We start from the raw sequence: 23,788 nt of genomic DNA on the forward strand, positions 1-23,788 counted from the left end.
TGCGAGCGGGCCGCGTATCCTTGTGATCGGCCCCGTTATCGCAGCCGATACGCGGTGAGCGCGCGGGGATAGCTATACTCCGCCGCCTGACCGGTGACGATCAGCGTGCCGTCGGGCGTCAGCGCCATGTCGCCACCTCCGGCTGCCCTCCAGACCGGGGTGTGGGTGCTGCCCTGGGTGGGGATCGCGTAGATCGCCTTGTCCGTGCTGACGAACACCAGGGTATCGGTCAGGATCGTGTTGTCGATCATCTGCTCTCCCAAGGCAGGTGCCCAGCCCCACAAGACGCGGCCCGTCGCTTCATCGAGCGCGTTGAGTTCGCCGGGATTGGCACGCGACAGGTAGATGCGCCCGCCACCCACGGCGGGGGCGGTGGAATAGGTGGTCGCACTGCGCCAGACGAAGGCCTTGGTTCCTGTCGACCAGTTGACCAGAACCGATGGCGTCGAAGCGCCACGCTGGCTCGAATAGGCCATGACGTTGCCCATCGTGCCGAGGATGGGGGCGCCGTAATAGCTGTAGAAGCTGTTCTGGAAGAAGGGATCGGCAAGGCTTGCTTTCAGCTCGCCAGTCCGCCGATCGATCATCTCGAGCGCGTTGCCCGAATAGTAATAGACCGTGTCGTCGTCGACCGCCGGCGTTTCACCGTCCCAGATGCTGCCCTTGACCTGCGCCTCCCACCCAGTCCGCGATGTGTAGTCGAAGCCGTAGACGACGCTCCCGTAATAGCCGGCCGACATGTACAGGCCGTCCTTGTACGGCGTCGGCTGCAGGAAGGTCGACCATTGCGACGAAAAGATCGCGCGTGGCGGCGCATAGTCGCCGGTGACGGCATCGACCGAGATCACGGGATTCTCACTGGATGACGTCGTCATGGTGGTGACGAATACCCGACCGTTACCGACCGCGGGCGTGCTGAAATAGCGGGTTCCGCCAATCGCATACGCCCAGCGCTGGTTGCCGCTGCCCGTCGCCAGCGCATGGAGCACAGCGGTACCGTCACTCTCCTGCGTCGTGACATAGGCCAGGCCATTCGCCGCGGCGATCCCGCTCATGCGGGTGGTCGTGGCCGGTGCATATTCCCACGCCTTGACGAATGCGGCAGGATCGAAGGTCGCATGGACGTAGCCGGTGTGTGCGGCATTGCGCTGATAGGTGGTCCAGTCGCCGATCTGCAGCGTCAAGTTATACCCGAACGTCTGCGTCGATCCCGGATAGACCGTGGCGCAGGCCGTGTCGCGGCACAGACGAAAAGTCACGGTGCCGCTATAGTTTCCCAGCGCCAGCGTGCCGACCGGCTTGAACTGTACCTTGTAGCTGCCGTCGCTCGCGCGGACGACATCGCCGTCGAGCGCCAGGCGTGCGCGATCATATTGCAGGTCAGCGATCACGGTATCGCCCGTAATACCCGCAACGCTCGCGGTGAAGGCCAAGGGAGTGCCAGCACCATCGTCGCCGATCGTCGTCGTCTGCGACGTGGCGGAGAGCGTAACACCCAGCGTTGGGGTGGCAGGAGTCGGAGGGGGCGCGGCCGAGCCGCCATCGTCGCCTCCACAGCCAGCCAGCATCATCGCCAACAACGCGGGCGCGGTCTTCCTTGCAGTCATGATCTTCCCCCGGAGCCCCTCCCCACAAAGGGCTATTTTCCCATGTTGCCTGCAACAGCCGCTGCTGTCACGCAATGTCTGGTAAATGGAGGAGAGTGCCCAGTAGCGCGGGACTGGCGTGATTTGCGAACCGACATCAAGCGGTTCTCAGCAACTCCCTATAAGTGGGCATCCATTCAGCGCGCTCAACCGCTGCTTTCGCACTCTGCACGTGCTTGAGAACGTCGTGAGCCGAAGGAAATTCGTCGGTTCGCAGAAAGTATCCCGAATGGTGTCATAGCCAGACGACCGTCACGCATCTTCGGGCAGTGACTGGCCTGTACGCCATACGACTCCAAGAGGGGCATCGATAGCGTCACCACGGTGTGCGGTGCTTCTTCCGATACGCGCGCCCGCAATTCGCGGCGCCGCGCAGCAAGCATCAGCGGCGACGCGGAGAAGCTGCTCTTCCACCGCGCCATCGCACCCGCAAAGCCGAACGTGGGCATGGTCAATTTGCTCTTCACCCGTTCGCGATCGGCGGCGATGTCGATAGCGCGATAGTATTCGAAGCTCGTCCGCACCGCTCGGCGGTCATCCTTTATGAGGTCGATGTAGAAGACCCGGACCTTTGCCGGGATTGAATTGGACGCAAAGAATATTAGTGAACCGATAGCCGAAGAAAATTTCCTCTAGATCGGACCACCAGCTTCTCACTGATCCCGCATACCGGGGAAAAAGTTATTGTGCCACGGGGAGTCGCTTAGCTGCCCGTCGTCAGAGATCAACGGCGGAGGAACGGCAACGCCTGGGACGATCGCTTCGCCGAACGCGATACGTTCGGGGTGATCCGCCTCCATCGCGTAGCCGACCCACATACCGCAGCCACGGCCGACCCTTGCAAACCGTTCGTCGCCAATTGTCGTCATCAGCCCGAAGAAGTCCCGTCCCGACGTTTCCTTATCAGAGCAACCCTCTGGCTTGTCCAAGATCCCCGTCCCTGCGAATCCGGTACTAAGACCACCAAGTACTTGCCAGTGACAACATTAAGTCGCGCCGGATGTACCAGTTCTGCGGCCAACCGCCGAGCACGGCAAGGCGTGTCGGTGCAGGCACGAGATCGCGCCGCGGCCGCAGACTTACCACGCATCGCCGACAGAACTATCGCCGGCATCGTTGCCAGGAGGTTGACGTACGCTTCATGAAGCCAAAGCCAACCTTGTCCAAATATGCGAATGCCGGAACGGCCAAGCGCGTCGACCATGCCAGGCTGGGAGACATCTCTCAACGATACTCGACTGCCTCATGTGACGCTCAATCATGTAGCGGGGCGCGCCGAGTGCCTTGCGGAAGATAGTGACGAAGCTCGGCACGCTATTTATAACCGAGGTTAGCCGCGACCTGCTGAATTGACGCCCCGCCCGCGAGCCACTCCACCGCTGGCATGACTATGAGGCGCTGACGCCAGCGACCGAAAGCTTATCTCGCTCAAGCGGTTTGAGAAACCACGAAGCGTGGCTGGCATCGACTGACGCCAGCCAGTTGGCACGCCAAGTCGCGTTTGGTGGCGTGGCGCGCTTCGACGTCTTTGAGAAGCATAGTGATATTTCCTGCCGAGACCCGCATCATACCTCCAGAAGTGCCCACGATTTGCCAATCAACCTCGTGGAATCCGGCAACACTCGCTCACACGCAGCCGACAGCGACTATGATTGCGTAGAACGCGGAAGAACGCGAAAATCCGCCACAGGCTATTCTGGACGGCTGTGGCATATTGGAGATTGGTTGCGGGGACAGGATTTGAACCTGTGACCTTCAGGTTATGAGTACGTACCACCAATGGTTATATTCTTGATTTTCATCAGCATTTTATTTTTGCACGAAGCAATGTGTTAGCGCTTGTGCTAACTGTCCGGCCCCTCGTCGTCACGCCCGATTAACCGGGATCTGCAATTTGCTGATCCACTTCGCAAAGGGCGAGGCAGCTTCCCCCTGTGCCAGAAGATGAAGCGGCTGTATTGTAGAAGGGGGGGGCAGCTACCCCGTAGCCTGCACCGTCATAGGAACCATTGGAACAGCCCCCATCTAGTCTCTTATGATCAATACCATTCTTCATCTCGGCCTGATGGAAGACGGGGAGATCGAACTCGATTTGGCCGCCCTCGAACTCGCAGCGCTCGATCACCCCGGCATCGATCTCGATGAATATCTCGACGAGCTAACGGACATAGAAATAGCCCTCCGCGCCGCTGACGGCGACGCAGTGAGCAGCGCCGCGCAGGCCCAGGCCCTGAGCAGCGTGATGGTGGAAGAATTCGGGTTCTCCGGTGACCGCGTACATTATGACGATCCGCAGAATGCGGACCTGATCGCGGTTGTCGATCGTCGGCTTGGCCTGCCGATCAGTCTCTCGATTATCTATGTGGCGATGGCTCGCCGCCTGGGATGGTCGGCAATGCCGCTCAATACCCCCGGTCACGTCCTGGTGCGCCTTGGCGACGCATCGGATCCGCTGATCATCGATCCCTTCAACGATGGTCGCATCGTCGCCCCTGAACAGGTGGAAGCCTTGTTGGAGCAGATGACGGGCCAGACCCGGTTCTCCGACGGGATGCTTCCCCTGTCGAACCGGTCGGCGCTCGTCCGCCTGCTGCTCAACCAGGCGACCCGTGCCGAGCAGGCCGGGGATCCCGCACGCGCGCTGGTCCTGTACGACCGTATGACGATCGTGGCGCCTACGCATGCCCATGGCTGGTGGGAGCGCGCCAGACTTCAACTGGTCGCAGGTAATGTGGCCGGCGCCCGCGGCAGCCTTAGTGCGATGCTGGAGATCACCCGGGACGACGATCTGCGCCTTCAGGTATCGGCAGCGCTCGATGCCCTTCCCCGGCCAACGCCGTCTTGAACGTCGCGGTGGACTGGCTCTCGCCGTAACGCCTTATCCGAAGCGCATCCACCGTCGCTCATGCCAGGCCCGGGACTGAACGATGTCTCCGAACCGCCAGAACCGGGTTTCCCGCGTGTGGGGACCGGCGCGGACGAGCGTCCAGCACTCGCCGGTTGGCAGCTCGACGATGCGGTGAATGTGCGCGGCGTCGACATGGTAGGTTTCGCCCCGGATGCGGTGGACGAGCTCGCTGTGCCAACCGCCGTTTGGATCCAGGTGGAACACCTCTTCGACATATCCGCCATCAAGGATCTCGGTCTCGAAGCTCCAGGGGTGGTCATGCGGCGTCGCGTTCGGCTCTTCCATCCTGAACCGGTGCAGCGCGCGTCCGTCATCCAGATGATATTTGGTAAAGGCTCGCGACATGCGCTCGACGCTGACGATCCGCGTACCGTCGGGAACGCGAGCAATGGCTGCTCGCGGTAGTCGCATACTCACGGTTCGGTCACCTCTTCATAACAGCCCGCGCGGCGCAGCTGGCGGACGATCCCGTTGAACGCCGCAGTCACACCCTGTGCCCTGCCGATCTCGTTCTCCTGCCTCGCGGTGTCCCAGTAGAGTTCGAGTGGCCAGCGTTCCGTGCAGTGCGGCAGCAGGCAGCGCAGTGCCGACCGGATTTCGACGACGTCAACGCAAGCGTCCGAACAGCGGGCGACACCGCTGCGCAAGATATGCACCGATAGCGCGATGACAACGCGCTGATGACGGACGAGCTTGGCCATCAATGGAAATCGTGAGATTTGAATTTCACGACGGCTTCCGGATCCATGCCGTCCGCATGGGGCGGCCAGTAAGAGTTGCGAGGGGCAGGGCTCCAGCCCTTGTCCCCGCGGTCGGGGGAGCCGGCATGCTTCGCGCCGTCACCGCGGCCGGTCCGGTGCGGGAACGACATCTCACCGACCCGGTGCAGCAGATCGCCATGGTCGATGATCCGGTCGCAGATGACGTGGATGACCTCACCTTCCTTCTGCACCCTGCCCTTCATGCCGATCATCGACGCGGACATGACGGTGCGGCGTTGGCGCTCGAACCGATCGGGCCACAGGATGCCGTTGGCGATGCCGGTCTCATCTTCGATCGTGATGAACAGCACGCCCTTGGCAGACCCCGGCTTCTGGCGAACTAGGATGATGCCGGCGACTTCGACATGCCGTCCGTCGCGAATGGTCGCTAGGTCCGCGCATTTGGTCACGCCACGCCTGGCCAGCTCGTCACGGACGAAGGTCAGCGGATGCGCGCGCAGCGAGAGTTGCAGCGCGCGGTAGTCCTCAATCACCTCACGACCGTCGGTCAGTGGCCGCAGTTCGACATCCGGCTCGATCCCTTCCGCGCTGACGGCCTGGTCCGCGCGATCGGCCGCGGCGAACAGCGGTAGCGGCGCTTCGCCGAGCCCCCTCACCTTCCACAAACCCTGTCGACGATCGGCACCAAAGCTGTGAAAGGCATCGCCGTCGGCGAGCTTCTCGATCGCGGCGCGCTGGACACCCGACCGCCGCCATACGTCTTCGACGCTCTCGAACGCGGTCAGCTCGCGCGCGCCGACGATCTTGGCGCCGTCCGCATTCGACAGACCGCGGATCTGCCGGAGTCCCAGCCGTACGGCGAGGTAACGGCCGCCATATTGCTCCAGCGTGCAGTCCCAGCGGCTGGCATTGACGCAAGGCGGTCGCACCACGACGCCATGCTCACGCGCATCACGGACGATCTGGGCAGGTGCGTAGAACCCCATCGGCTGCGCGTTCATCAGGCTCGCGCAGAATACGTCTGGGTGATGATGCTTCATCCACGATGATGCGTAGGAGATCTTGGCGAACGAGGCAGCGTGGCTTTCGGGGAAGCCGTAAGACCCGAAGCCCTCGAGCTGACGGAAGGTGCGCTCGGCAAATTCACGCGGATAGCCGAGCAGCGCCGCAGCCGCGAACAGCTCCTCGGGACTCGATGCGCCGCGCAGCAGCGAGAAATGCGTGAGGACCTGGAGTTCGACATAGTCGGTCACACACATCGATCGGCTGACGATCGAAATCATCAGGCGTTCTGACCTGCCCGGCCTTATCGTTCTACCCCGGCGCTGGGTCGTTGAACGCGCCTTGGCATGGCTCGATCGGTGCCGACGCCTTGCCAAAGACTGGGAAGTCTCCAATGCATCGTCCGAAGCGTGGATGGTCGTCTCATCCATCAGGCGGACGACGCGCCGTATCGCCAAACTTGAATTATGAGTGGGGCTTTAGAATTCTGTTTCATCGGAACCGGCACCAGCAAGCTGGCGCAGTACGAGCGCCGGAACCGCCTCGCTGCGGCTCCGAAACAGCGCGTTGCTGCGATCCAGGTCCGCCTCGAACAGCGCGGCGACGCGTGGTTCGCGACCCCGGAACAATGTAGGGATGTGGATCGTCTCACCTGCGGCGCGTGCAGGCTCCGTCTCGGCCCACAACGCATTGAGCACAGTACTGGCCCGATCGCGATCCACGTCGTCGAAGTCCGGGTTCGGCAGCCTTGCCGCAGCGCGACGCCAGCGATCTACAAGCTCGACCAGCACGGACCGGCTCGTCTGCAGCGGCCAGCATGCTGCGGCGCAGGCGCTAATCGAAAACGCCGCCTCACCCTTGCTGCGACTTGCCGTGTCCTCGATCAACGCGCGCAAATTCGTCCATTCTTTGCGCGAGACGGGAGTATCCGTCGTATCGCGCGAATGCATGTCCCGCAGCAGCAGGAAATGCGGGTCCGCGAGTTGGTCGGCCTTTAGCAGGACCAGAAGACTTTTCGCGATCCGCCACGGCACCGGCGACAGATTTGCACCGGGTTCGACGATTTCGACCCATGCCAGCGTTTCGCGTACCGCGCGATCAGGCGCAGCACAGGCGGTCATCGTGTCGAGCAGCGCGGCGAGCGGCAGCGGATACCCAAAGCGCTGCGCATAGTCGGCGCTGTCCTCGCTCTCGACAGAGACCCCGATCGGCGTCCCCGACCGGCCGTCCCACCGGGTTGGGCCGAAGACGAGCGTACCCGCCGCTGCATGACGGCGCAGCCGGTCCAGCAACTCGGCTTTCACCACGGGATCGCCGTGAAACGCATTCGTCACAGATGCGCCTCGATCCACGTCGTCAACTGCGATCGCGTCCGCAGTCCGATCAGCCGGTCGATCTCCGAACCGTCGCGGTAGAGCACCAGCGTCGGCAACGAGCGCGCGCCCAGCCGGTCGCGCAGCAGAATTTCGGCTTCGACGTTAATTTTACAGAACGCTGCGTCATTCGCGAAATCTGCGGCCAAATCCTCGACGATCGGCATCAGCGTGTGGCACGGATGGCATCCCGGAGACCAGAGGTCGAACAGCGTCAATCCCTGCCTGTTCGCGAGAGAATCGAAACTCGCGTCATCGACCTTCATGACCTTTCCGTTCACGCGATACTCCCCCGTTAGGCACGCGCTTGACCGCTCGCCCGTCTGACGTTTCGCCGCGACTGCGGCACGTTGGTTGTTCGAAGCTGCTAGACCGGTTGCCCGTCCCCGATCGGCGTGATGCGGGCACGGCCTTCGTCGATCGTCAGCATATGAGTGTGATGACACAGCAACGATTCGTTGTGGACTACGCTGATGAGCGTCGTACCGGGCATTTCGCCGCGCACGCATGCGTAGAAATGTTGGGCGTTGTCGACGTCGAGCGCGCTCGTCGGCTCGTCGAGCACCAGCAGCGTCGGCCGATGGAGCAGGACGCGCGCCAACGCCACACGCTGCTGTTCGCCCGGCGACAACTCCTCCTGCCACATTCGCACGGCGTGCAGGTCGCAGGCCAGAGTATTCAGCCGCGTTCGGTCGAGCAGCGCAGCGACCGTGGTGTCGTCATGCGCTTCCGGCCGATCGGGAAAGCAGACCGCCGCCTTCAGCGTACCGAGTGGAAGATATAGGCGCTGGGGCACGAACATCACGTCAGTGTGGTCGGCGAGCGAGACGCTCCCCCTGCCGTCGGGCCACAACCCGGCCAGCGCACGCACCAGCGTCGACTTGCCCGTACCCGACGGACCGACGATTGCCCAGCGCTCGCCGTCGCCGACCTGCCAGTCGCCGATCTCGACCAGCGTGTCGCCGTGCGGCCGATGCAGCGCCAGTCCGCTCACCGCCACTGCGACCCCCGCCCCGGTCCCCGCAGCAAAGGCAATGCCACTCGGGCGAACTTGATCGATGACGTCGTCCAGGCCCTTCAAGCGGTTGAAGTAACTGATCTGAAGACCGATAAGCTCGTAGGACTGAACGAAATAGCCCAGCTGCAGTGCCAGCCGCTGAAACGCGTCGCGCGCTCCCATCAACTGACCGAACGTGATCGCACCCGAGAAATAGCGCGGCACCAGCAGGAACAGCGGTAGCACGGTGCCGATCCGCTCGTATATGCTGCGGGTCGCCGTCAGCCCCAGCGACGTGAGGATCACGGTGCGAAAATTCCGACGGATTTCGGCAAAGGCCTGCGACAGCGACACGCGCTCCACCGAGACGGCATTCGCCATACCGATCTGTGCGGCGTTACGCCGGACGTGGATCAGGTTCGCGCGGAAATCGGCCTCGCGGTGCTGTTGGCGCATCGAGGCGCGGATAAACGGCCGGCCGACCTTGATCGCGATGAGCGCGCTGACCAGCGCATAGGCGACCGCATACCAGACGGTGCTGCCCGGTATTGACACCGCAGTGCCGAACGCGGTGAAGCGCATCGGCTCCGCGGTCTCCAGCAGGATCATCGCGAAAGTGACTGCCGTCACCAGCGATCCAATCAGGCGGAACACGAAGTTGAGCACCCCCACGCCGTAATTGGTGATCCGTTCCAGATCGTCGGCGATCCGCTGGTCGGGATTGTCGATAATGCGCAGCCGCTCGATCTCGACATAGCGGTTGCGTGCCATCCAGCGATCGAGATAGCACTCGGTAAGATAGGTCCGCCAGCGGATCGACAGCAGACGATCGACCAGCCCCTCGGTCATGATCATCGCCACCTGCGCCACCAGGATCGTCAGAAACACGAAGATCAGCGCCGAAAACGCCGCGACGTTGCGCTGTTCGATACTGTCAAAGAAGCTCTGCTCCCACCGGTTCATCCGGACCAGGACGTAAGCGGTGCCGAACTGGAACAACAGCAGCGCGACCAGCGCGAACCACGCGAACTTCCAGTCCTTCGACGTCCAGTAGCCGCTGAACATCGACCAGGCATGGCGCCACCGATCCCCGGCGGGCTGGGGATCGGTAAGACCCGTCTCGCGACGGGCCTCTCCACTCTGGCTCGGCTGTGGCATCATGGTCGTCGCTCCCTCGGCATCAGCGGAACCGATAGCCGACGGACAGCCGCCAGTTACGTGGTTCGCCGAGCGGCACATAGGTCGGTGTGATGGTCGGGAAGTAGTTCTGCCGGCCCGTCAGGTTGCGTACGCCGACGTTAATGTCGAACTTGCCGATTGCGACGAATGCATTGAGATCGGCCTGGAAGGTGCCGTCGAGATAATAGACGCCCAGGTTGTCGACGGCCGAACGCGAACGCCCGCTGATCCCCCCCCCCAATCCCGCCGTCACCGTGTCAGCAAGCGTGTGGCGATAGGACGAATACAGGCTGTAGACGTCGCGCGGTTGTGCATTGACGACACCGCCGATCCGCGGATCGAAGCTCAGGAACCTGTAGTTGGTGCGCGTGTATGCCGCCACGATCGACAAGCCGGGGATTGGCTCGCCGCTGAGATTGAAATCGACACCGCGACCTTGGATGCCTGGTGTCGCCGTATCGAAACCGGCGATGCGGCGAATACGGTTGCTCTCACGGATTTCGAAGTAGGACGCGTTCAGGATCATGCGATCGCCGAACAGGTCCCATTTGACACCGGCCTCCGCATTGCGCGTCCGCACGTCGGGCAGTCGGATGCCGCCAACGCCGGTGCTGAACGTCGGAAGAAATCCATAGGCCAGCGTGCCGAATGCCGACAGCTTGCCGGTCACGTCGAGCACCGCGCCGTAATTGGGCGTGGTGATATCGGTCTTGATGCGCAAGGTCGGGAACCGGGCGACCGTAGACGAGACGTCGGTTTTGTTGTGACGAACGCCCGCAAGCAGATGCAGCCTCCAGAAACCAAGAAGATACTGACCGTAGAAACCGTCCTGCTTGCTTACCGAACTGTTCGAAAAGCTGAAACTGGTCGCCAGCGCCCGCGGAGGTGCCGTCGCGGTCAGGAAGTTGTACGCGAACATGCCGCCGTTGTTCGCAGCGTCGGCAACGACCCGTGAATCGACATGGGTATATCCCGCGACGATGTTATGACTGAACGGCCCGGTTTCGAACACCGCGCGCGCATAGCTATCGATCACGTCCAGATTGGATGTCTGGCGCACGCCGCTGGCGCTCAGCAGCAGCAGGCCGTTGGGCGCCAGTAGCGCGAACGGCGAATACTGCGCCAGCTCGAAACTGGAAGCCACATGCTGGCCGCGCGCCACCACAGTCAGCCAGTCCGTCAGTTTTTGCGTCACGTCCAGATTGATCTGGGTGGTGCCGATGCGCGTGAACTGTTCGCGGCCACCGACGATCGGCCGGTCGAAGGCGGAGTTGAACGGCTGCCTAGTCGCGGGATCGAGCACCGTGTACGGGATGGCGCCAAAGATCTGGGTCGACGTCGAGACCGACGCGATGATGTCGGTCACGCCGTTCTTGAAGCGCAGGGACGGCGCGAGCAGGTAATCCTCGTTCCCGCGATAGCCGCCGAAATTGCGGTCCGCCGTGGCCGCCGTGGCGATGATCCGGGCCGAAAAGCGGTCGTCACTCGAAATCGAACGATTGGCGTCGATCGTGCCGCGGGTCAGGCCGAACGATCCGGTATCGAACGACGCGTAAAGCCGTTCCTCGGTGCTGGGCTTCTTGGTGACGATGTTGATCGTTCCGCCCAGGCTGTCGCCGCCCAGCAGGATCGCGTCCGGGCCTTTCAGGACCTCGATGCGCTCGATATTGGCGAGCGGCTGGCTTGCGCCGGCAGCAAAGCTGCTGCCCGCCGGGCTGGGCAGGCCATTGACCGATCCGTTCGAACTGAACCCGCGCACGCTGAAGCTGACCCCTCCCTGCACCGTCGCCTGATTGACGACCACGCCGCCCGCATTGGCCAGCGCTTCCGTCAGGGTCAGCGCCTGCTGGTCCTTCAGCAGCTTCGACGAGATGACCTGCGTATTCCGGGGCTGGTCGCGCAGCGACTGGCCGAGCCGGGACGATGTGGTCGCGCTACGCACGAGGACGCTCGTTTCCGCCTCGTCGCGCCGCGCGGTCACGACAATGTCGTTGGCGACGGTCGTCGATCCATCATCGGCCTGCTGGCGTGCGATCGGCAACCCGCGCGTAGCCTGGCGCACCGCATCCGCCGCCGTGCGCGCGTTGCGCACCGGCTTCGACGTCAGCCCGCGTACCGCGTCGGGATCGATATTGACCTGCTCGCCCGTTTCCGCGGCAATCCGCTGAAGCGCCTGATCGAGTGGCATCGCGGGCAGCGAAATCGATCGCGCCTGCGCCGCTGCGGCTGGCGATATGGAAACGATTGCGCTTGCGACGGCAAGCCCGGTCGCGGCGACATAGTGAGTAAATGGCAAACGCTTCATGATTCCCCCCTTATACTGCCCACGCATTTCGCACCGGCACGGTCACACGACCGTCCCGCTTCCCCGCGCGACAGGCGGATTGCTTGTTCCTACAAATGCCCCCGCGGGCCCGGGTTCGTCCATCTGATCGACGACGTTGTCGACCGGGACGATGTCACCGAACCGAAACAAAAGCTGCGCTCGGTGATCGCACAGTTCAAATCAACAATACTGATACGCGCATCAGCGCCACTTATCGCCCCGCGGCCAATCGAGCGCCGCGACCAGCGTGTCGACGATCCAGTGGATCAACGGCTCGTCGCGGCGGTGCGGCTGCCACTGCGCCACCAGCGTCGACGGACGGGGCTCGTGCGGCAGCGACATCGTTCGCACCGGCAGCACGGTGACGTAATATTGCGCCAGCCAGCTGCTGGTCGTCGCGATCAGGTCGGTGCCGATGATCAGGTGCGGCAGCATCGCGTGATGCCCCGTCCGCGCGACGATCCGGCGCGACGCGAGCAGCGGATCGTCCATCCGCTCGGCGAACAGCGACCGTTCCATCGCCTCGAACACCGCAACATGCCGGCCTTGTTCGTACAGCTCGCGCCGAATGTTGCCCTCCTGCACGGGATGCTCCGCCCACACTAGCGCACACAAATCGTGGCTGAAAAGCGTGCGGGCGCTGAGCAACGGATCGACCATCGTCTCCGGGACCACGGCGACATCCAGACCGCGCTCGAACATTTGTTCGGTCGGGCCGTAGCTGAACGGCAACAGTCGTACCTCCACGCCCGGCGCGTCCTGCAGCAACCGCGGCACGACCCGGCTGAGATACATCAGCTCGATCGGCTCCGGCGCGGTCAGCGAGACGGTGCCACGCGCGGTCGCCGGATCGAAATTAAGCGACAGGTTGAACGTGTCGTCGATCTCACGCAGCAATCGCCCCACCCGCGGCCGCAGCGCCTCGCCCATCGCGGTCAGCCGGCGCGGATTGCCATAGAGAACCAGCTCGTCGCCGAAATGGTCACGCAGCCGGCGCAACGCCATGCTCATCGCCGGCTGGCTGCGCGCCATCATCAGCGAGGCCCCCGTCAACGTCGGCGAGTTGAGGATAGCATGCAGCGCATAGAGCAGGTTGCTATTCAGCGGCCGGAGCGTGCGCAGCGTGTCATTCACCGCGTCATCATCCGCAGTCCGTTGCGCACGGTCAATGACCGAATGGGAATGGACCTCGACCGGCCGGGGGGCCTATTGCCTCCGCGCGGATATAACGGTCGGCGTACCGAGGCCGAGGCCCTCGATCTGCGGTCGAACCTTCGCCCAGTCGCCGACCACCACCCAGTGCATCCGGCTGGGGGCGAGCAGTTCGCCTGCGGCCCGGCGGACCTGATCCACCGTCAGTGCGCGCAGCTTGGCCGGATCGCCGACGACGGCATCGTAAGGATTGCCATATGTCTCGCTGTCGGCGATCAATTCAATTAGACTGTCGTTGCTCTCCAGCCGCGACGCCAGCTGGTTGATCCGCGCATTGGCAACACGGTCGAGTTCGGCCTGTCGCGGCGGATCGTCGCCGTTCATCGCATGCATTTCCCGGATCAGCTCGGCGAGCGTGTCGCCGGTATGAGCGCCGTCAACCGATCCTGCGATCGTGAACAGACGTGGTCCGCGCGCGTCGCTGAAACCGGAACCGATGCCGTAAGTCCAGCCCTTTTGATCGCGCAGCGTCGTCCGGATCCGCGCGCCGGTCGCAAAGCCATAAACCTCGTTCGCGCCGTCGATCGCCAGATCGTCGTTCGGGTGAGTCGGCGTGATCGCGCGACCCCCAGCGATGAACGACTGGTCCGCCCCGGGCTTGTCGATCACGATGATCTGCGGCGCGGGTGCGGGGGATGCCGCGGGGATCCCGGCGTCGGCCACTGCCGCCCCTTGGCCCGCCCAGCCGCCGAACGCCGCCGCCAGCACTGGTCGCAGCGCCGCCATCGTCGTATTGCCCGCAACATACAGCCTCGCGCGCTCCGGCCGGATATGGTTCCGCGACCATGCCGTGATCGCGTCCAGGTCGACTGCGTCGATCGCACGTAGGTCGGCGGCGGGATCGGGGTTCGCGCCGTAGGGATGCGCCACGCCAAACACGGCGCTATTCAGGATGCGCCGATAGGACGGCACACCGTTCACTTCGCGTTCCACCGGACCGCGTTCGGCCTTGCGAACCGCGGACAGGCGCGCCTCGGTCAGATCAGGTCGGACAACGACATCGCCCAGCAGCGCAAGGCCCGCCGGAATGTCCTTGGCATCGACCGACAGCGTTACGTCGGAGGTATCTGCGCTCGCGACGCTGCTCAGCCGTCCTCCAAGCTCCTCGGCCCTTGATTCCTTTTGTCCGGTTTCATCGACCAGCATCTCCACCGCCATCCGGTCGACCGGACCGCGGGCGCTCGCCGTTCCTGAATTGAACCGCATCCGCATGCTGATCCTCGCCGTGGCCGGCCGCGGCACCAGCACGACCTCAAGCCCGTTCGCCAGCTGCGTCCGCTCCACCGCCGGAAAGGTTATGGCGTCGACCGCGCCCATCGGCGGCGGCCCCTTCGCCAAAACATATCCGCCCGCCACCGCTTTCGTGCCGGGCATTGGGCGGACGATCAGGCGATAGCCGGGACGACCGTAGATCGCCTGCGCAGTCCGCCGCACACTCTCGGGCGTCGCATCGGTCAACTGGCGCGTATAAGTGGCGATATAGTCCGGATCCTCGGTCAGAGAGGCGCCGCGCATCAGCAGAAACGCCTTCCCGAACGTGCTTTCGTCCGAACTGCGGATATAGCGCAGACGCGCCGTGCGTGCGCGCTCTAGCTCGTCGGACGTCGGGCCTTCCGTGACGAACCGGCCGATCTCATCATCAAGCGCGATCTCGGCGCGGCGCACCTTGTCCGGCGACTCGACGATGACGACGAACCCCATCTCGCTCGACAGCAGACGTTCGTCGAATGTGACCATCGCCGTCGAGCCGGTGCCGAGTTCCGCCACCAGCCGGCGGTTGAGTCGTGCCGTCGCGCCGTTGGCCATGATCTGCGCGATAAGATCGAGGTTGGCGATATCCGGGGTGCCCGCCGGCGGTGCGGTGTAGGTGGCGTAGATCCGGGCCTGCGGCACCGCCTCGAACCGTTCGCGCCGAAACGTCCCCGGCACAGGTGAAACCCGGGTCGACAGGCGGTTCAGCGGCGCGCGAGGCGCCAGCGCGCCAAAATATTTCTCAACCAGTGCGCGTGCCTCGTCCGACGCGACGTCACCGGTCAGGATCAGCGTCGCATTGGCGGGGCCGTAATAGGTCTGGAACCAGTCAGTGGCGTCCTTCACCGTCATTGCGCGCAAGTCGGTCTCGTTGCCGATGACGCTGTGATGATAGGGATGGTCGGCCGGATACATATCCTCGGCGATGCCGATCCAGTCCTCGCCGTAAGGCGCTCCACCGCGCTGCCGTTTCTCGTTCAGGACGACGCTCACTTCGCGTGCGACCTTCGGAGGGGTCAGCGCTTCGGCCAGATAGCCCATTCGGTCCGCCTCCATGAACAATGTCCGTTCCAGCGCGGCGCGCGGAACCGTTTCATAGAAGATAGTCCGGTCCTGCGTCGTGGTGGCGTTGATCTGCGACGCCCCGAGGTCGTTGAGCACCTTCACCGAATTCTCCGGCCAATGCGCACTTCCGTCGAGCATCAGATGCTCGAACAGATGTGCATAGCCATATTGACCGGGCTTTTCGTCCTTCGATCCGACATTATAGACCACTACCGCAGTTACGATAGGCACCTGCCGTGACGGCTGAATAATGACCTTCAGTCCGTTGGCCAAGGTAAACCTGGTAGTTGGTGTTGGCTGCGGGCTGGACAATTGGGTCGGCAACTCAGTAGTTACAGAGGGTGTATTAGATAGTTTGGCTGGGGTCGCACCTAGGGCTGCAACGATCGCCAAAATGTTGGATACGGATGTCATGAACGGACTTTGCGCCTTGGCCACGGATCCTACGAGCAAAACCCTATAGATTGTGCTGATACCGCCATTAGCCGCGCTTATGCGAGGGTCTTCCGGTTTCACCCACCCTGAAGCGGACACGCGCGCGGCGACATTGCTCTTGGCTGCAAGCTTGCGCCCGTAGCGCAACGCGGTCGATGTTGAAGCCCAGCGCAGCGGCTGTGCAATGCCGACCCGTCCTCGCCGGGCGCAAACAGATCCTGCGGAGCCCTACGCACAGCGAATGGCTCGACAAAGCGCGCGCGGCGTCCTCGACCTTAACGATCGGCGTGTTGACCAGCCCCAGATCGAAGGCGCTCAGCGCCACACACCGGCAGATCCCGTTGACGCCTTGGCGACTAAGCGAGGCAGTCCCAACGGTGTAGACCGTCCTCGCAGGATTAGCCTTCTTGCCCTTGAGCTTCTCCTGCCAGCGCCGCGCGTGCTTTGGGATCGCCTCGTAAGCTATCGGAGGAACCGCGACGCGCAAACAACGCCAATCAAGGCATGCAGCCCCAAATAGCGGATGCGGACCGCGGCGTTGAAACGATCGAAAATCATAACGAGGCCAAGCTCACCCGGCCCCCTCCAGCGTGTTGGTGACCTGCTCCCCAGAAATCATGCCATTGGTAAGTTAGCTCGTCAGATGGAGACGAGTGATGCGGCGAGGCCGATTTACCGAGGATCAGATCATTGGCGTGCTGCGCGAGCATGAGGCCGGCGTGAAGACCGCCGACTTGTGCCGGAAGCATGGGATCAGTGACGCGACGTTCTACAACTGGAAGGCGAAGTACGGCGGGATGACCGTGTCGGAGGCGGCGCGGTTGCGGGCGCTCGAGGACGAGAACCGCCGGCTGAAGAAGCTGCTGGCGGAGTCGATGCTCGACGTGTCGGCGCTGAAGGATCTGCTGGGAAAAAACTGACCCGGTCTGGAGATCGCTACGCTGCGGTGGAGAAGCTGATGGCCGACCACAGCTTCTCCGAGCGTCGCGCCTGCAGACTGATCGGGGTCCACCGGTCGGCGTGGCAATATGAGCCGCTTCGCGGAAAGGACGATGCTGTCCGCGAGCGGATGCGCGAGATCGCGAACGAACGTCGTCGCTTCGGCTATCGACGGCTGGCGATCCTGCTCAAGCGGGAGGGCAAGGGCATGAACCTGAAGAAGGTGTATCGGCTGTATCGCGAGGAGCGACTGACGGTGCGCAAGCGTGGCGGTCGCAAGCGCGCGCTGGGCACGCGGGCGCCGATGGCGATCCCGCAAGAACCCAACCAGCGCTGGTCGCTCGACTTCGTATCGGACTCGTTGGCCTGCGGCCGGCGGTTCCGCATGCTCAACGTCATCGACGACTACAGCCGGGAATGCCTGGGATGCGTCGTCGACACCTCGCTGTCGGGTCGGCGGGTCGTTCGCGAGCTGAGCGCCATCGCCGAGCGTCGCGGGCTGCCGTGCATGGTGGTCAGCGACAACGTCCTATGTTGGGAAGCAGCGGCGGGTTTCAGCCAGCAGATATCCATGCGCCGACAACCATCGGCGCGGCATGCATTCTGAGCCAGATGGCTCCCACCGTCAACGGGATCGCTCTCTGCCATAGCAAACACAGGATCCAGCGGCGCCGAGGCGACCGTGGTCCTCACCATCCTTAAAACGAGATACGCACCCAGGTGGAAGGCCCGAACATTATCTACAGGGTCGCTCTCGCGCCCTCACGGCACATCAGAGAGGGGTCCTTCCACCTGGCATCCGACCGTTCGAGAAACGGCCGGTACTCTGTCCCCGTCTTGATGACGGCGTGAGCCACGCGCGCCATCTTGGCGGTGAGCGCCGTCATCGCCTTGCGGCGACGGTCGGCATCGTCCGCGTGCCCGGCAACATATCGTCCGAGCTTATCGCGGAAGCTATTGTCGCGCTGACGCGCGGCAACCTGAGCAGCCATCCAGAAAGTCCGGCGCAACCGTGCATTGCCGTACTTGGACAGCTTTGTGCGGCCTCGGAACGTGCCTGACTGACACGTCGCAAGATCGAGGCCGCAGAATTTCAGAAATTGGCGATGATGATTGAATCGGCGCAGATCGCCGGCTTCCGCCAGGATAGTCAGCGCGTTGATCGGGCCGATGCCAGGAATCTTGCGCAGCAGCTGGTAATCGACATGCTCGGCCAGCCTGTCATGGGCAAGCCGCTCTATCTCGTCACGTTGCTGAATGAGGCTGCGTCCCTGCGCGATGACCATGCGGAACATGGTAATTGCTGCCGAATCCTCCGGGACCGGCAGAGCCACCGAAGCGCAGGCCGTTTCGTATATGTCATTGATAAGACGGGCCTTGGAAACCTTGCGGCCGATGAGAGGCCAGGCCGCGGCCGAGAATGTTTCAGCGTCGAGCGCGGTGATGCTGGCAGGAGTGGGGAACCGCTCGATGAGCGCAAAGAACCAGTCGGATCTGCTGTTGCCGGCGAAGCGGGCGATCTCGGGGAAGTAGAGCGGCAAATAGTGGGTGAGGATTCGATGCCAGGTTTGCGTCTTGGCCTTGGAGATCGTCTCGTGGGTTTTCGACAGTTCCTGCAGGTCGTTGATCCCGGCCGCCAGCGGATCGACATAGCGCTGCGTCGCCCCGATCCTCAGCATGTGCAGGATGACCTGGGCGTCTTTGGAATCGTTTTTGTTTCAACCGTTGTGCAGTGCCTCGCGCGTGCGGGCCAGCGCGACCGACGAGATGAGGCGTAGCTCGAACCCCGCGGTCAGCAGTCTGTGCGCCAGCGTGCGATGGTAATTTCCGGTCGCCTCGAACCCGACGACGATGGGACGGCCGATGGCAGCGAGCTGTTCGGCAAAGTCGTCATAGTCCTTCTTGGTTGCCATGACGGTCATCCGCCGGCGCCGGCCGCCTTCCGGTCGCTCGATGAGGACTTCCTGCCGGTTCTTGGACATGTCGATGGCTACCAGCACGGCGCCAGCAGGCGTAGAGGTGAGCTTGGTCATGGTCGATCGGCCTCCAAAGTGTTGTCTCGACAGCTTCACTTTAGACACCCGCTGGCCGGCCATGGCTTGCTCTGATGAACCCTGCGGCCGCTTCGCGGCCTTGTCTCCATCAGAGCCACTGCGGCTCCCGAACCGGCGCTTCCCAATGTGCTACGGCACCGAGCTGACCAGTCATGCCGTCCTCGCCTGGTGTCAGGACACCGGGGTCGGGTGGCACTACATCGCCCCGGGGAAGCCGCAGCAGAATGGCTTTGTGGAATCGTTCAATGGTCGCTTGCGCGACGAGTGTCTGAACGAACACCTGTTCCCCTCGCTGGCTGCGGCGAGACGGATCATCGAGGCATGGCGGACGGACTACAACACCGTGCGTCCGCACAGCAGTCTTGGCGGGATGGCACCCGCCGAGTTTACGAACCGCCCCCGCCAGGGGCATATGGACACCGAAGCTAAGTTATCAGCGGCCTGAAAACGGGGAGCACGTCACCATCTAGCCGTAACTTGCGGCTAAATCGCGCCAAAGGAAAGTCCACACGGCGCGTGATCTTAACCTGGCCTTCCTAGTGATCCAAAGATTGGCTTTAGGCGCCAACAGTCAGATAGCTACCGTTCCCACCCGCAACTTCGTGGTTTTGACGGCACCACGGCGCCCCTCGGCGCAGACCCGGAAGCAGTCGTTGAAGCTCGAACAGGCGCTTCCCGAAATTGGCCTTTCGTTCATGCCCGAAGTCAGATGCCCGAAAGTCGAGTGCCCGATCACGAAGCCATCCAGCTCGAACGCATGAAAGGCAGACGCCCCTCCCAGGTGCGGTAGAGGAAGCAATAGCGGCTGTAGCTGTAGCCGGCCGGATGATCCTCGATATACTCGTCCCACAGCACCTGCAGGGTGACGTGCTTGCGCTTGAGCTCGCGATTGACCGCCGACCAGTCTGGCTCTGCCCGTTCCCGCTGTCCGCTCCGCGTTGCGGCTACTCCATAGAGCTCCCGTTCGGGCGCCGTGTCGGTCAGCACGTCCGGCAAAGGCCACGTTAACGCCGACGCCCGAAAGCGTTGCAGCATCACACGCACTCCCGTGCTCCCAACGCCCACTCGTCGCGCCACCTCCCGCGACGGCAATCCGCCGTCAAACGTCAGCCGCAAAATCTCACGCACCTTGCGCATCGCTATTCGCTCCGTCGGCATCGGCCACCCCCAAAAGGGAGCAGCCTGCGACGACCGGATCAGTCCGCAAAGCATCCTCGTTATGATCGCGATCACTCAGGAATCCTGATCGCGATCATCCAGGAATGCCGATCGCGATCACTCAGGAACCGTGATCGCCATCACTCAGGAATGGAGCGCGCGATCATCCAGGAATCCGCATGCTGAGAGGCTTGAGATAGTGCTGACCGGGAAACAGCCACCCATCGACGTGCAATACGCCCTCACGCCGACCCACTCGCCACCACTCCCGCAGCAACGCCAACAGCCCGACCGGGAGCATGGCGTTGCGATACCGCCCGCCCTTGCCGCGCTCGACCCGCAGCAGCATGCGCTCGCTGTCGACGTCGCGCACTTTGAGGGCGGAGACCTCGGCCGCACGCAGTCCGGCGCCATAGGCGACCGACAGCGCCGCCTGATGTTTGAGGCATGTGGTTGCCGCCAACAGCCGCGCCACCTCGTCCTGGCTCAGGACCACCGGCAACTTGCGCACGTGCCGCATGCGGACCAGCTTACGCGCCAGATCGGGCCGGTCGAGCGTCTGGGTAAAGAAGAACCGCAGTGCCGATACGATGGCATTCATGGTCGGCGCAGGCACGCCCAGGTCACACTGCTCGATCTGGAAGCGCCGAACCTCCTCCGCCGTTGCTGTGTCGGGCGAGCGCCCGAGAAACGTCGCGAACCGCCCGACGTCGCGAATGTAGTTCCGATGCGTCTCAGGACCGAAGCGGCGTATGTCCATCTCGTCAATGAGACGTTGGCGTAACGGGCTGACGGCAACAACGGGTATGAGGATGGTCATGGCAGGGCTCCTTTCGTGGAACCCCGATGCTCTGCCTGCTTCCCGTAGCGCTCAACCGATGCGCTACACCCGCGATGTCAATTCAACCGCGCCCCGCACGACCCTCCCGCGCAGCGGGTTCGTGCTTCCACAATGGCTGTCGAGCCGGACGTCCTGCCCCCTCCCCTACCCCGCAACCGTGTGAGGTTAGCGGATCGCGACAACCTTGACTTCAACGGCATCAGCGATCGTCTTCCAGTTCTGGTCGCTGGTCCACGCGGGCAAACCGTCGCGCTGTGCAAGTGCCAAGCAGAAACGATCGCCAAGGCTAAGCCCCGCCTCGGCGGTTGCCGCCCGCAGCCGCCCGGCGATCTGCGCAAGCGCCTTGTCGGCCGGCACGACGGTCAATGGCAGTGGATCGAGCATGGCATCGACTTCGCGCTCGGGCATGCCCGCATGGATGAAGTGGCTGACGACCTCGGCATAGTTGACGCTGCTCACCCGCGCCCCACCAACCTCGGCCGCGACCTTTGCCGCTCCGCGTTCGCCCTTGAGCATGGCGATGATCGCAGACGCATCCAGCACCACGCTCATTCGCCGCTCTCCTCCCGACGTCGGGCAAGAAAAGCGTCAACGGATGCCTCGGGGTTACCGCCGGTGTACTGCTTGGCCAGAGCCTGGGCGCGTGCCACCGCTTGGCTCGCCGTCCGCAACACCACGCCATCGTCGGTTTCATCTAGGTAGACCGCACCACCGCCACTCAGACCAAGACGCTTCCGGACGTCTGACGGCAGGCTCATTCGCCCGTTAGGCGTAATGTTGATTTGCACAGTCATATTGGCACATCTGCCTCTGTGGATTACACCAGCGTTGCATAGCCCAGGTGGTCACCTATGGCAACGATCTCACCCCTGTGCCACCATCTTATTCCCATGTCTCTGATGGTATCATGTGGTGCGCAGCCACGACCCTGACATATAACATATTCGACAGGTGCGTTTTGGGTATGCCTTTTGCAGACCCCCCAATCGCTGGTACTTTATTACCGTCCTGACAGCGTAAAAAGGACTGGACTAATAAGTACCACATATAGCAGACTGCGGCATGTTCATCCGAGCCTATCTTCGCGCATCTACCTCCGAACAGGATGCGTCGCGCGCCAAGAGTGCCCTCGACGTGTTTGCGACGGAGCACGGGCTTAGGATTGCGGCTCGCTATGTCGAAAACGAAAGTGGTGCCAAGCTTCACCGGCCCGAGCTGTTCCGCCTGCTATCGGATTGCGAGCAGGGAGACGTGCTCCTGGTCGAGCAGGTTGATCGGCTTTCTCGCCTGACCTCACCGGACTGGATCAAGCTGCGCAATCTGCTCGACACCAAGCAGGTCCGGATCGTCGCGCTCGACCTGCCGACGTCCTGGATTCTGACGGCACCGACCGATGAGTTCACCGGCCGAATGTTCGCAGCGGTCAATGCCATGATGCTGGACGTACTCGCCGCGGTTGCCCGCAAGGATTATGAGGATCGCCGTCGTCGACAGGCCGAAGGCACTGCGAAAGCCAAGGCAGCGGGCCTTTATAAGGGACGCCCCGAGAACAAGACTCGCAACGCGGCGATCTCGAGCCTTCTCCGCGATGGCCGAAGCTGGCGCGATATAATGGATGCGACTGGGTGCAGTCGAACGCTGCTCGCCAAGATTGCTCGTGATCGCCGTCTACAGGCAGAGGCTGACGCAGCGATCCGGGCGGCTGAGCCAGTAGCGCATCGCTAATGTGTTCAGGCAGACTCTAGACCCTCATAATGAGGTGTCCATTTTAGCTGCTACCGACCCTGATTGAACGGGTCTCGTGTACCAAAGCCCATGCCCACTCAGGGTATACCCGGACTGACATAGAGGCCTGATAGGTTAGGCCCGATGCCAGAGCTCGCATTGTGTCACATCTCTTAAAGTGGCATAGGCTATTTAGAAGCATTGAGGAGGAGCGCCGCGATGGCTACGCAGTCCATAGACGTTAAAGTTGCCAGTAACGGTCGGATGATTCTGCCAGCATCGGTTCGCAAGGCGATGGGGCTCCACGGAGATGCGAAGGTCATTTTGACGGTTGAGGACGATCAGGTCCGTCTGTCGCCGATCGGTCACGGGGTTTCTCGCGCTCAGGCGCTTTATCGAGAGCATGCCAAGCAGGCCCGAACAATCGACGACTTCCTATCTGATCGCAAGGCAGAGGCCGTCACCGAGGCAGGCGAGTCTTCGCATTCGGACCGGCAGGGAGATCCGGTATGACATCTGTTGTAATGGATGCATCCGCAGTGCTGGCGCTAGTTCGGGATGAACCAGGCGCCGACAAGGTCACACCTCACATCGGACGAGCAGCGATTTCCGCCGTCAACCTGCAGGAGGTTATCAAGGAACTTCTGCTTGGTGGTTTGGGCGCAGCCACCATCCGCGAGATCTTAGACGAGCTTCGTCTCGATGTACGTCCTCACGACGTGGAGGCCGCGTATGCGGCCGCTGAGCTGCACACTCAAACGAAGGAGTTTGGGCGCGGCCTTGGTGATCGCTCCTGTCTAGCGCTTGCGATCCTACTTGGCGTTCCTGCCCTCACTGCAGATCGCGAGTGGAAGAAGGTAAAGGCCAAAGGGCTCAAGATGGAGCATATCCGCTAGCAGCCGTCGCCAAAACCGGTCAGCTAAGGATTCCCGTTTTCCCGTGTCGTTTAGGCAAT

At 62.7% G+C, this 23,788-nt stretch carries 18 protein-coding genes and 6 pseudogenes; 7 read left to right on the forward strand and 17 right to left on the reverse strand.

Annotated features, from left to right (window positions below; genetic code table 11):
- Positions 1 to 35: 35 nt before the first annotated feature.
- The 3 genes from C8J45_RS07210 to C8J45_RS18855 form a co-directional block, all read right to left on the reverse strand.
- Positions 36 to 1,607, reverse strand: a complete 1,572-nt coding sequence (locus C8J45_RS07210; RefSeq protein WP_107962577.1) for a PQQ-binding-like beta-propeller repeat protein — start codon at positions 1,605 to 1,607, stop codon at positions 36 to 38.
- 185 nt (positions 1,608 to 1,792) lie between these two features.
- On the reverse strand, positions 1,793 to 2,170 hold the full coding sequence (locus C8J45_RS18850; RefSeq protein WP_146168575.1) for a hypothetical protein: 378 nt from the start codon (positions 2,168 to 2,170) through the stop codon (positions 1,793 to 1,795).
- A 129-nt stretch (positions 2,171 to 2,299) separates the two neighbouring features.
- Complete coding sequence (locus tag C8J45_RS18855) at positions 2,300 to 2,575, reverse strand: hypothetical protein (protein ID WP_146168576.1); 276 nt, start codon at positions 2,573 to 2,575, stop codon at positions 2,300 to 2,302.
- A 1,106-nt stretch (positions 2,576 to 3,681) separates the two neighbouring features.
- Between C8J45_RS18855 and C8J45_RS07225 the strand changes: the two genes are divergently transcribed.
- Positions 3,682 to 4,491 carry a SirB1 family protein gene (locus C8J45_RS07225; RefSeq protein ID WP_107962579.1) on the forward strand — a complete coding sequence of 270 codons (810 nt, stop codon included), beginning with the start codon at positions 3,682 to 3,684 and terminating at the stop codon, positions 4,489 to 4,491.
- Between the two features lie 33 nt (positions 4,492 to 4,524).
- Here C8J45_RS07225 and C8J45_RS07230 read toward each other — a convergent pair whose 3' ends face one another.
- From C8J45_RS07230 to C8J45_RS07240, 3 genes and pseudogenes are all read right to left on the reverse strand, one after another.
- Positions 4,525 to 4,971 carry a hypothetical protein gene (locus C8J45_RS07230; RefSeq protein ID WP_146168577.1) on the reverse strand — a complete coding sequence of 149 codons (447 nt, stop codon included), beginning with the start codon at positions 4,969 to 4,971 and terminating at the stop codon, positions 4,525 to 4,527.
- Complete coding sequence (locus C8J45_RS07235; protein ID WP_107962581.1) at positions 4,968 to 5,255, reverse strand: hypothetical protein; 288 nt, start codon at positions 5,253 to 5,255, stop codon at positions 4,968 to 4,970. Before C8J45_RS07235 ends, C8J45_RS07230 begins: the two co-directional genes overlap by 4 nt.
- Positions 5,255 to 6,436 (reverse strand): annotated as a pseudogene (locus tag C8J45_RS07240) (OB-fold nucleic acid binding domain-containing protein); the annotation flags it as partial. The pseudogene C8J45_RS07240 and the gene C8J45_RS07235, both read right to left, overlap by 1 nt.
- A gap of 109 nt (positions 6,437 to 6,545) precedes the next feature.
- Here C8J45_RS07240 and C8J45_RS19555 point away from each other — a divergent pair.
- Positions 6,546 to 6,749 (forward strand): annotated as a pseudogene (locus tag C8J45_RS19555) (transposase); the annotation flags it as partial.
- Positions 6,750 to 6,757: 8 nt separating this feature from the next.
- Here C8J45_RS19555 and C8J45_RS07250 read toward each other — a convergent pair.
- From C8J45_RS07250 to C8J45_RS19120, 6 genes are all read right to left on the reverse strand, one after another.
- The gene (locus C8J45_RS07250; RefSeq protein WP_107962583.1) at positions 6,758 to 7,612 is read right to left on the reverse strand and encodes a hypothetical protein; all 855 of its coding nucleotides are present in this window, start codon (positions 7,610 to 7,612) and stop codon (positions 6,758 to 6,760) included.
- Complete coding sequence (locus tag C8J45_RS07255) at positions 7,609 to 7,932, reverse strand: co-chaperone YbbN (RefSeq protein ID WP_146168578.1); 324 nt, start codon at positions 7,930 to 7,932, stop codon at positions 7,609 to 7,611. Before C8J45_RS07255 ends, C8J45_RS07250 begins: the two co-directional genes overlap by 4 nt.
- Positions 7,933 to 8,018: 86 nt before the next feature.
- The gene (locus tag C8J45_RS07260) at positions 8,019 to 9,809 is read right to left on the reverse strand and encodes an ABC transporter ATP-binding protein/permease (protein ID WP_258191347.1); all 1,791 of its coding nucleotides are present in this window, start codon (positions 9,807 to 9,809) and stop codon (positions 8,019 to 8,021) included.
- A gap of 19 nt (positions 9,810 to 9,828) precedes the next feature.
- Positions 9,829 to 12,132, reverse strand: coding sequence for a TonB-dependent siderophore receptor (locus tag C8J45_RS07265; RefSeq protein ID WP_181321140.1), 2,304 nt, complete (start codon positions 12,130 to 12,132; stop codon positions 9,829 to 9,831).
- 222 nt (positions 12,133 to 12,354) lie between these two features.
- Positions 12,355 to 13,287 (reverse strand): LysR family transcriptional regulator, encoded by a 933-nt coding sequence (locus tag C8J45_RS07270; RefSeq protein WP_107962586.1) that lies wholly within the window; start codon positions 13,285 to 13,287, stop codon positions 12,355 to 12,357.
- Positions 13,288 to 13,359: 72 nt separating this feature from the next.
- Positions 13,360 to 16,095, reverse strand: a complete 2,736-nt coding sequence (locus C8J45_RS19120; RefSeq protein ID WP_258191352.1) for a pitrilysin family protein — start codon at positions 16,093 to 16,095, stop codon at positions 13,360 to 13,362.
- A gap of 677 nt (positions 16,096 to 16,772) precedes the next feature.
- Between C8J45_RS19120 and C8J45_RS19565 the strand changes: the two are divergent.
- Positions 16,773 to 17,581 (forward strand): annotated as a pseudogene (locus C8J45_RS19565) (IS3 family transposase); the annotation flags it as partial.
- Between the two features lie 246 nt (positions 17,582 to 17,827).
- On the opposite strand, the pseudogene C8J45_RS07300 reads toward C8J45_RS19565, so the two are convergent.
- Positions 17,828 to 19,088: pseudogene (locus C8J45_RS07300) on the reverse strand (IS110 family transposase).
- A gap of 154 nt (positions 19,089 to 19,242) precedes the next feature.
- Here C8J45_RS07300 and C8J45_RS19125 point away from each other — a divergent pair.
- Positions 19,243 to 19,554, forward strand: a pseudogene (locus C8J45_RS19125) (transposase); the annotation flags it as partial.
- Positions 19,555 to 19,841: 287 nt separating this feature from the next.
- Here the strand turns inward: C8J45_RS19125 and C8J45_RS07310 are convergent.
- The 4 genes and pseudogenes from C8J45_RS07310 to C8J45_RS07325 form a co-directional block, all read right to left on the reverse strand.
- A complete protein-coding gene (locus C8J45_RS07310) occupies positions 19,842 to 20,342 on the reverse strand; it encodes a hypothetical protein (protein WP_107962589.1) in 501 nt (166 codons plus the stop codon).
- A 100-nt stretch (positions 20,343 to 20,442) separates the two neighbouring features.
- A pseudogene (locus C8J45_RS07315) lies at positions 20,443 to 21,087 on the reverse strand (tyrosine-type recombinase/integrase); the annotation flags it as partial.
- Between the two features lie 186 nt (positions 21,088 to 21,273).
- Complete coding sequence (locus tag C8J45_RS07320) at positions 21,274 to 21,660, reverse strand: type II toxin-antitoxin system VapC family toxin (protein ID WP_107962590.1); 387 nt, start codon at positions 21,658 to 21,660, stop codon at positions 21,274 to 21,276.
- Positions 21,657 to 21,902, reverse strand: a complete 246-nt coding sequence (locus C8J45_RS07325) for an AbrB/MazE/SpoVT family DNA-binding domain-containing protein (RefSeq protein ID WP_107962591.1) — start codon at positions 21,900 to 21,902, stop codon at positions 21,657 to 21,659. The genes C8J45_RS07320 and C8J45_RS07325 overlap by 4 nt, the downstream gene beginning before the upstream one ends.
- A gap of 268 nt (positions 21,903 to 22,170) precedes the next feature.
- On the opposite strand from C8J45_RS07325, the gene C8J45_RS07330 reads away from it, so the two are divergent.
- The 3 genes from C8J45_RS07330 to C8J45_RS07340 all read left to right on the forward strand — a co-directional run bounded on the left by C8J45_RS07330 (position 22,171) and on the right by C8J45_RS07340 (position 23,729).
- Positions 22,171 to 22,833 (forward strand): recombinase family protein, encoded by a 663-nt coding sequence (locus C8J45_RS07330; protein WP_107962592.1) that lies wholly within the window; start codon positions 22,171 to 22,173, stop codon positions 22,831 to 22,833.
- A gap of 219 nt (positions 22,834 to 23,052) precedes the next feature.
- Positions 23,053 to 23,346, forward strand: coding sequence for an AbrB/MazE/SpoVT family DNA-binding domain-containing protein (locus C8J45_RS07335; RefSeq protein WP_093396655.1), 294 nt, complete (start codon positions 23,053 to 23,055; stop codon positions 23,344 to 23,346).
- Positions 23,343 to 23,729 (forward strand): type II toxin-antitoxin system VapC family toxin, encoded by a 387-nt coding sequence (locus C8J45_RS07340; protein WP_107962593.1) that lies wholly within the window; start codon positions 23,343 to 23,345, stop codon positions 23,727 to 23,729. Before C8J45_RS07335 ends, C8J45_RS07340 begins: the two co-directional genes overlap by 4 nt.
- Positions 23,730 to 23,788: the final 59 nt, after the last annotated feature.

This window comes from Sphingomonas sp. PP-CE-3G-477 (genome assembly GCF_003050745.1).
Taxonomy (GTDB): Bacteria; Pseudomonadota; Alphaproteobacteria; order Sphingomonadales; family Sphingomonadaceae; genus Sphingomonas.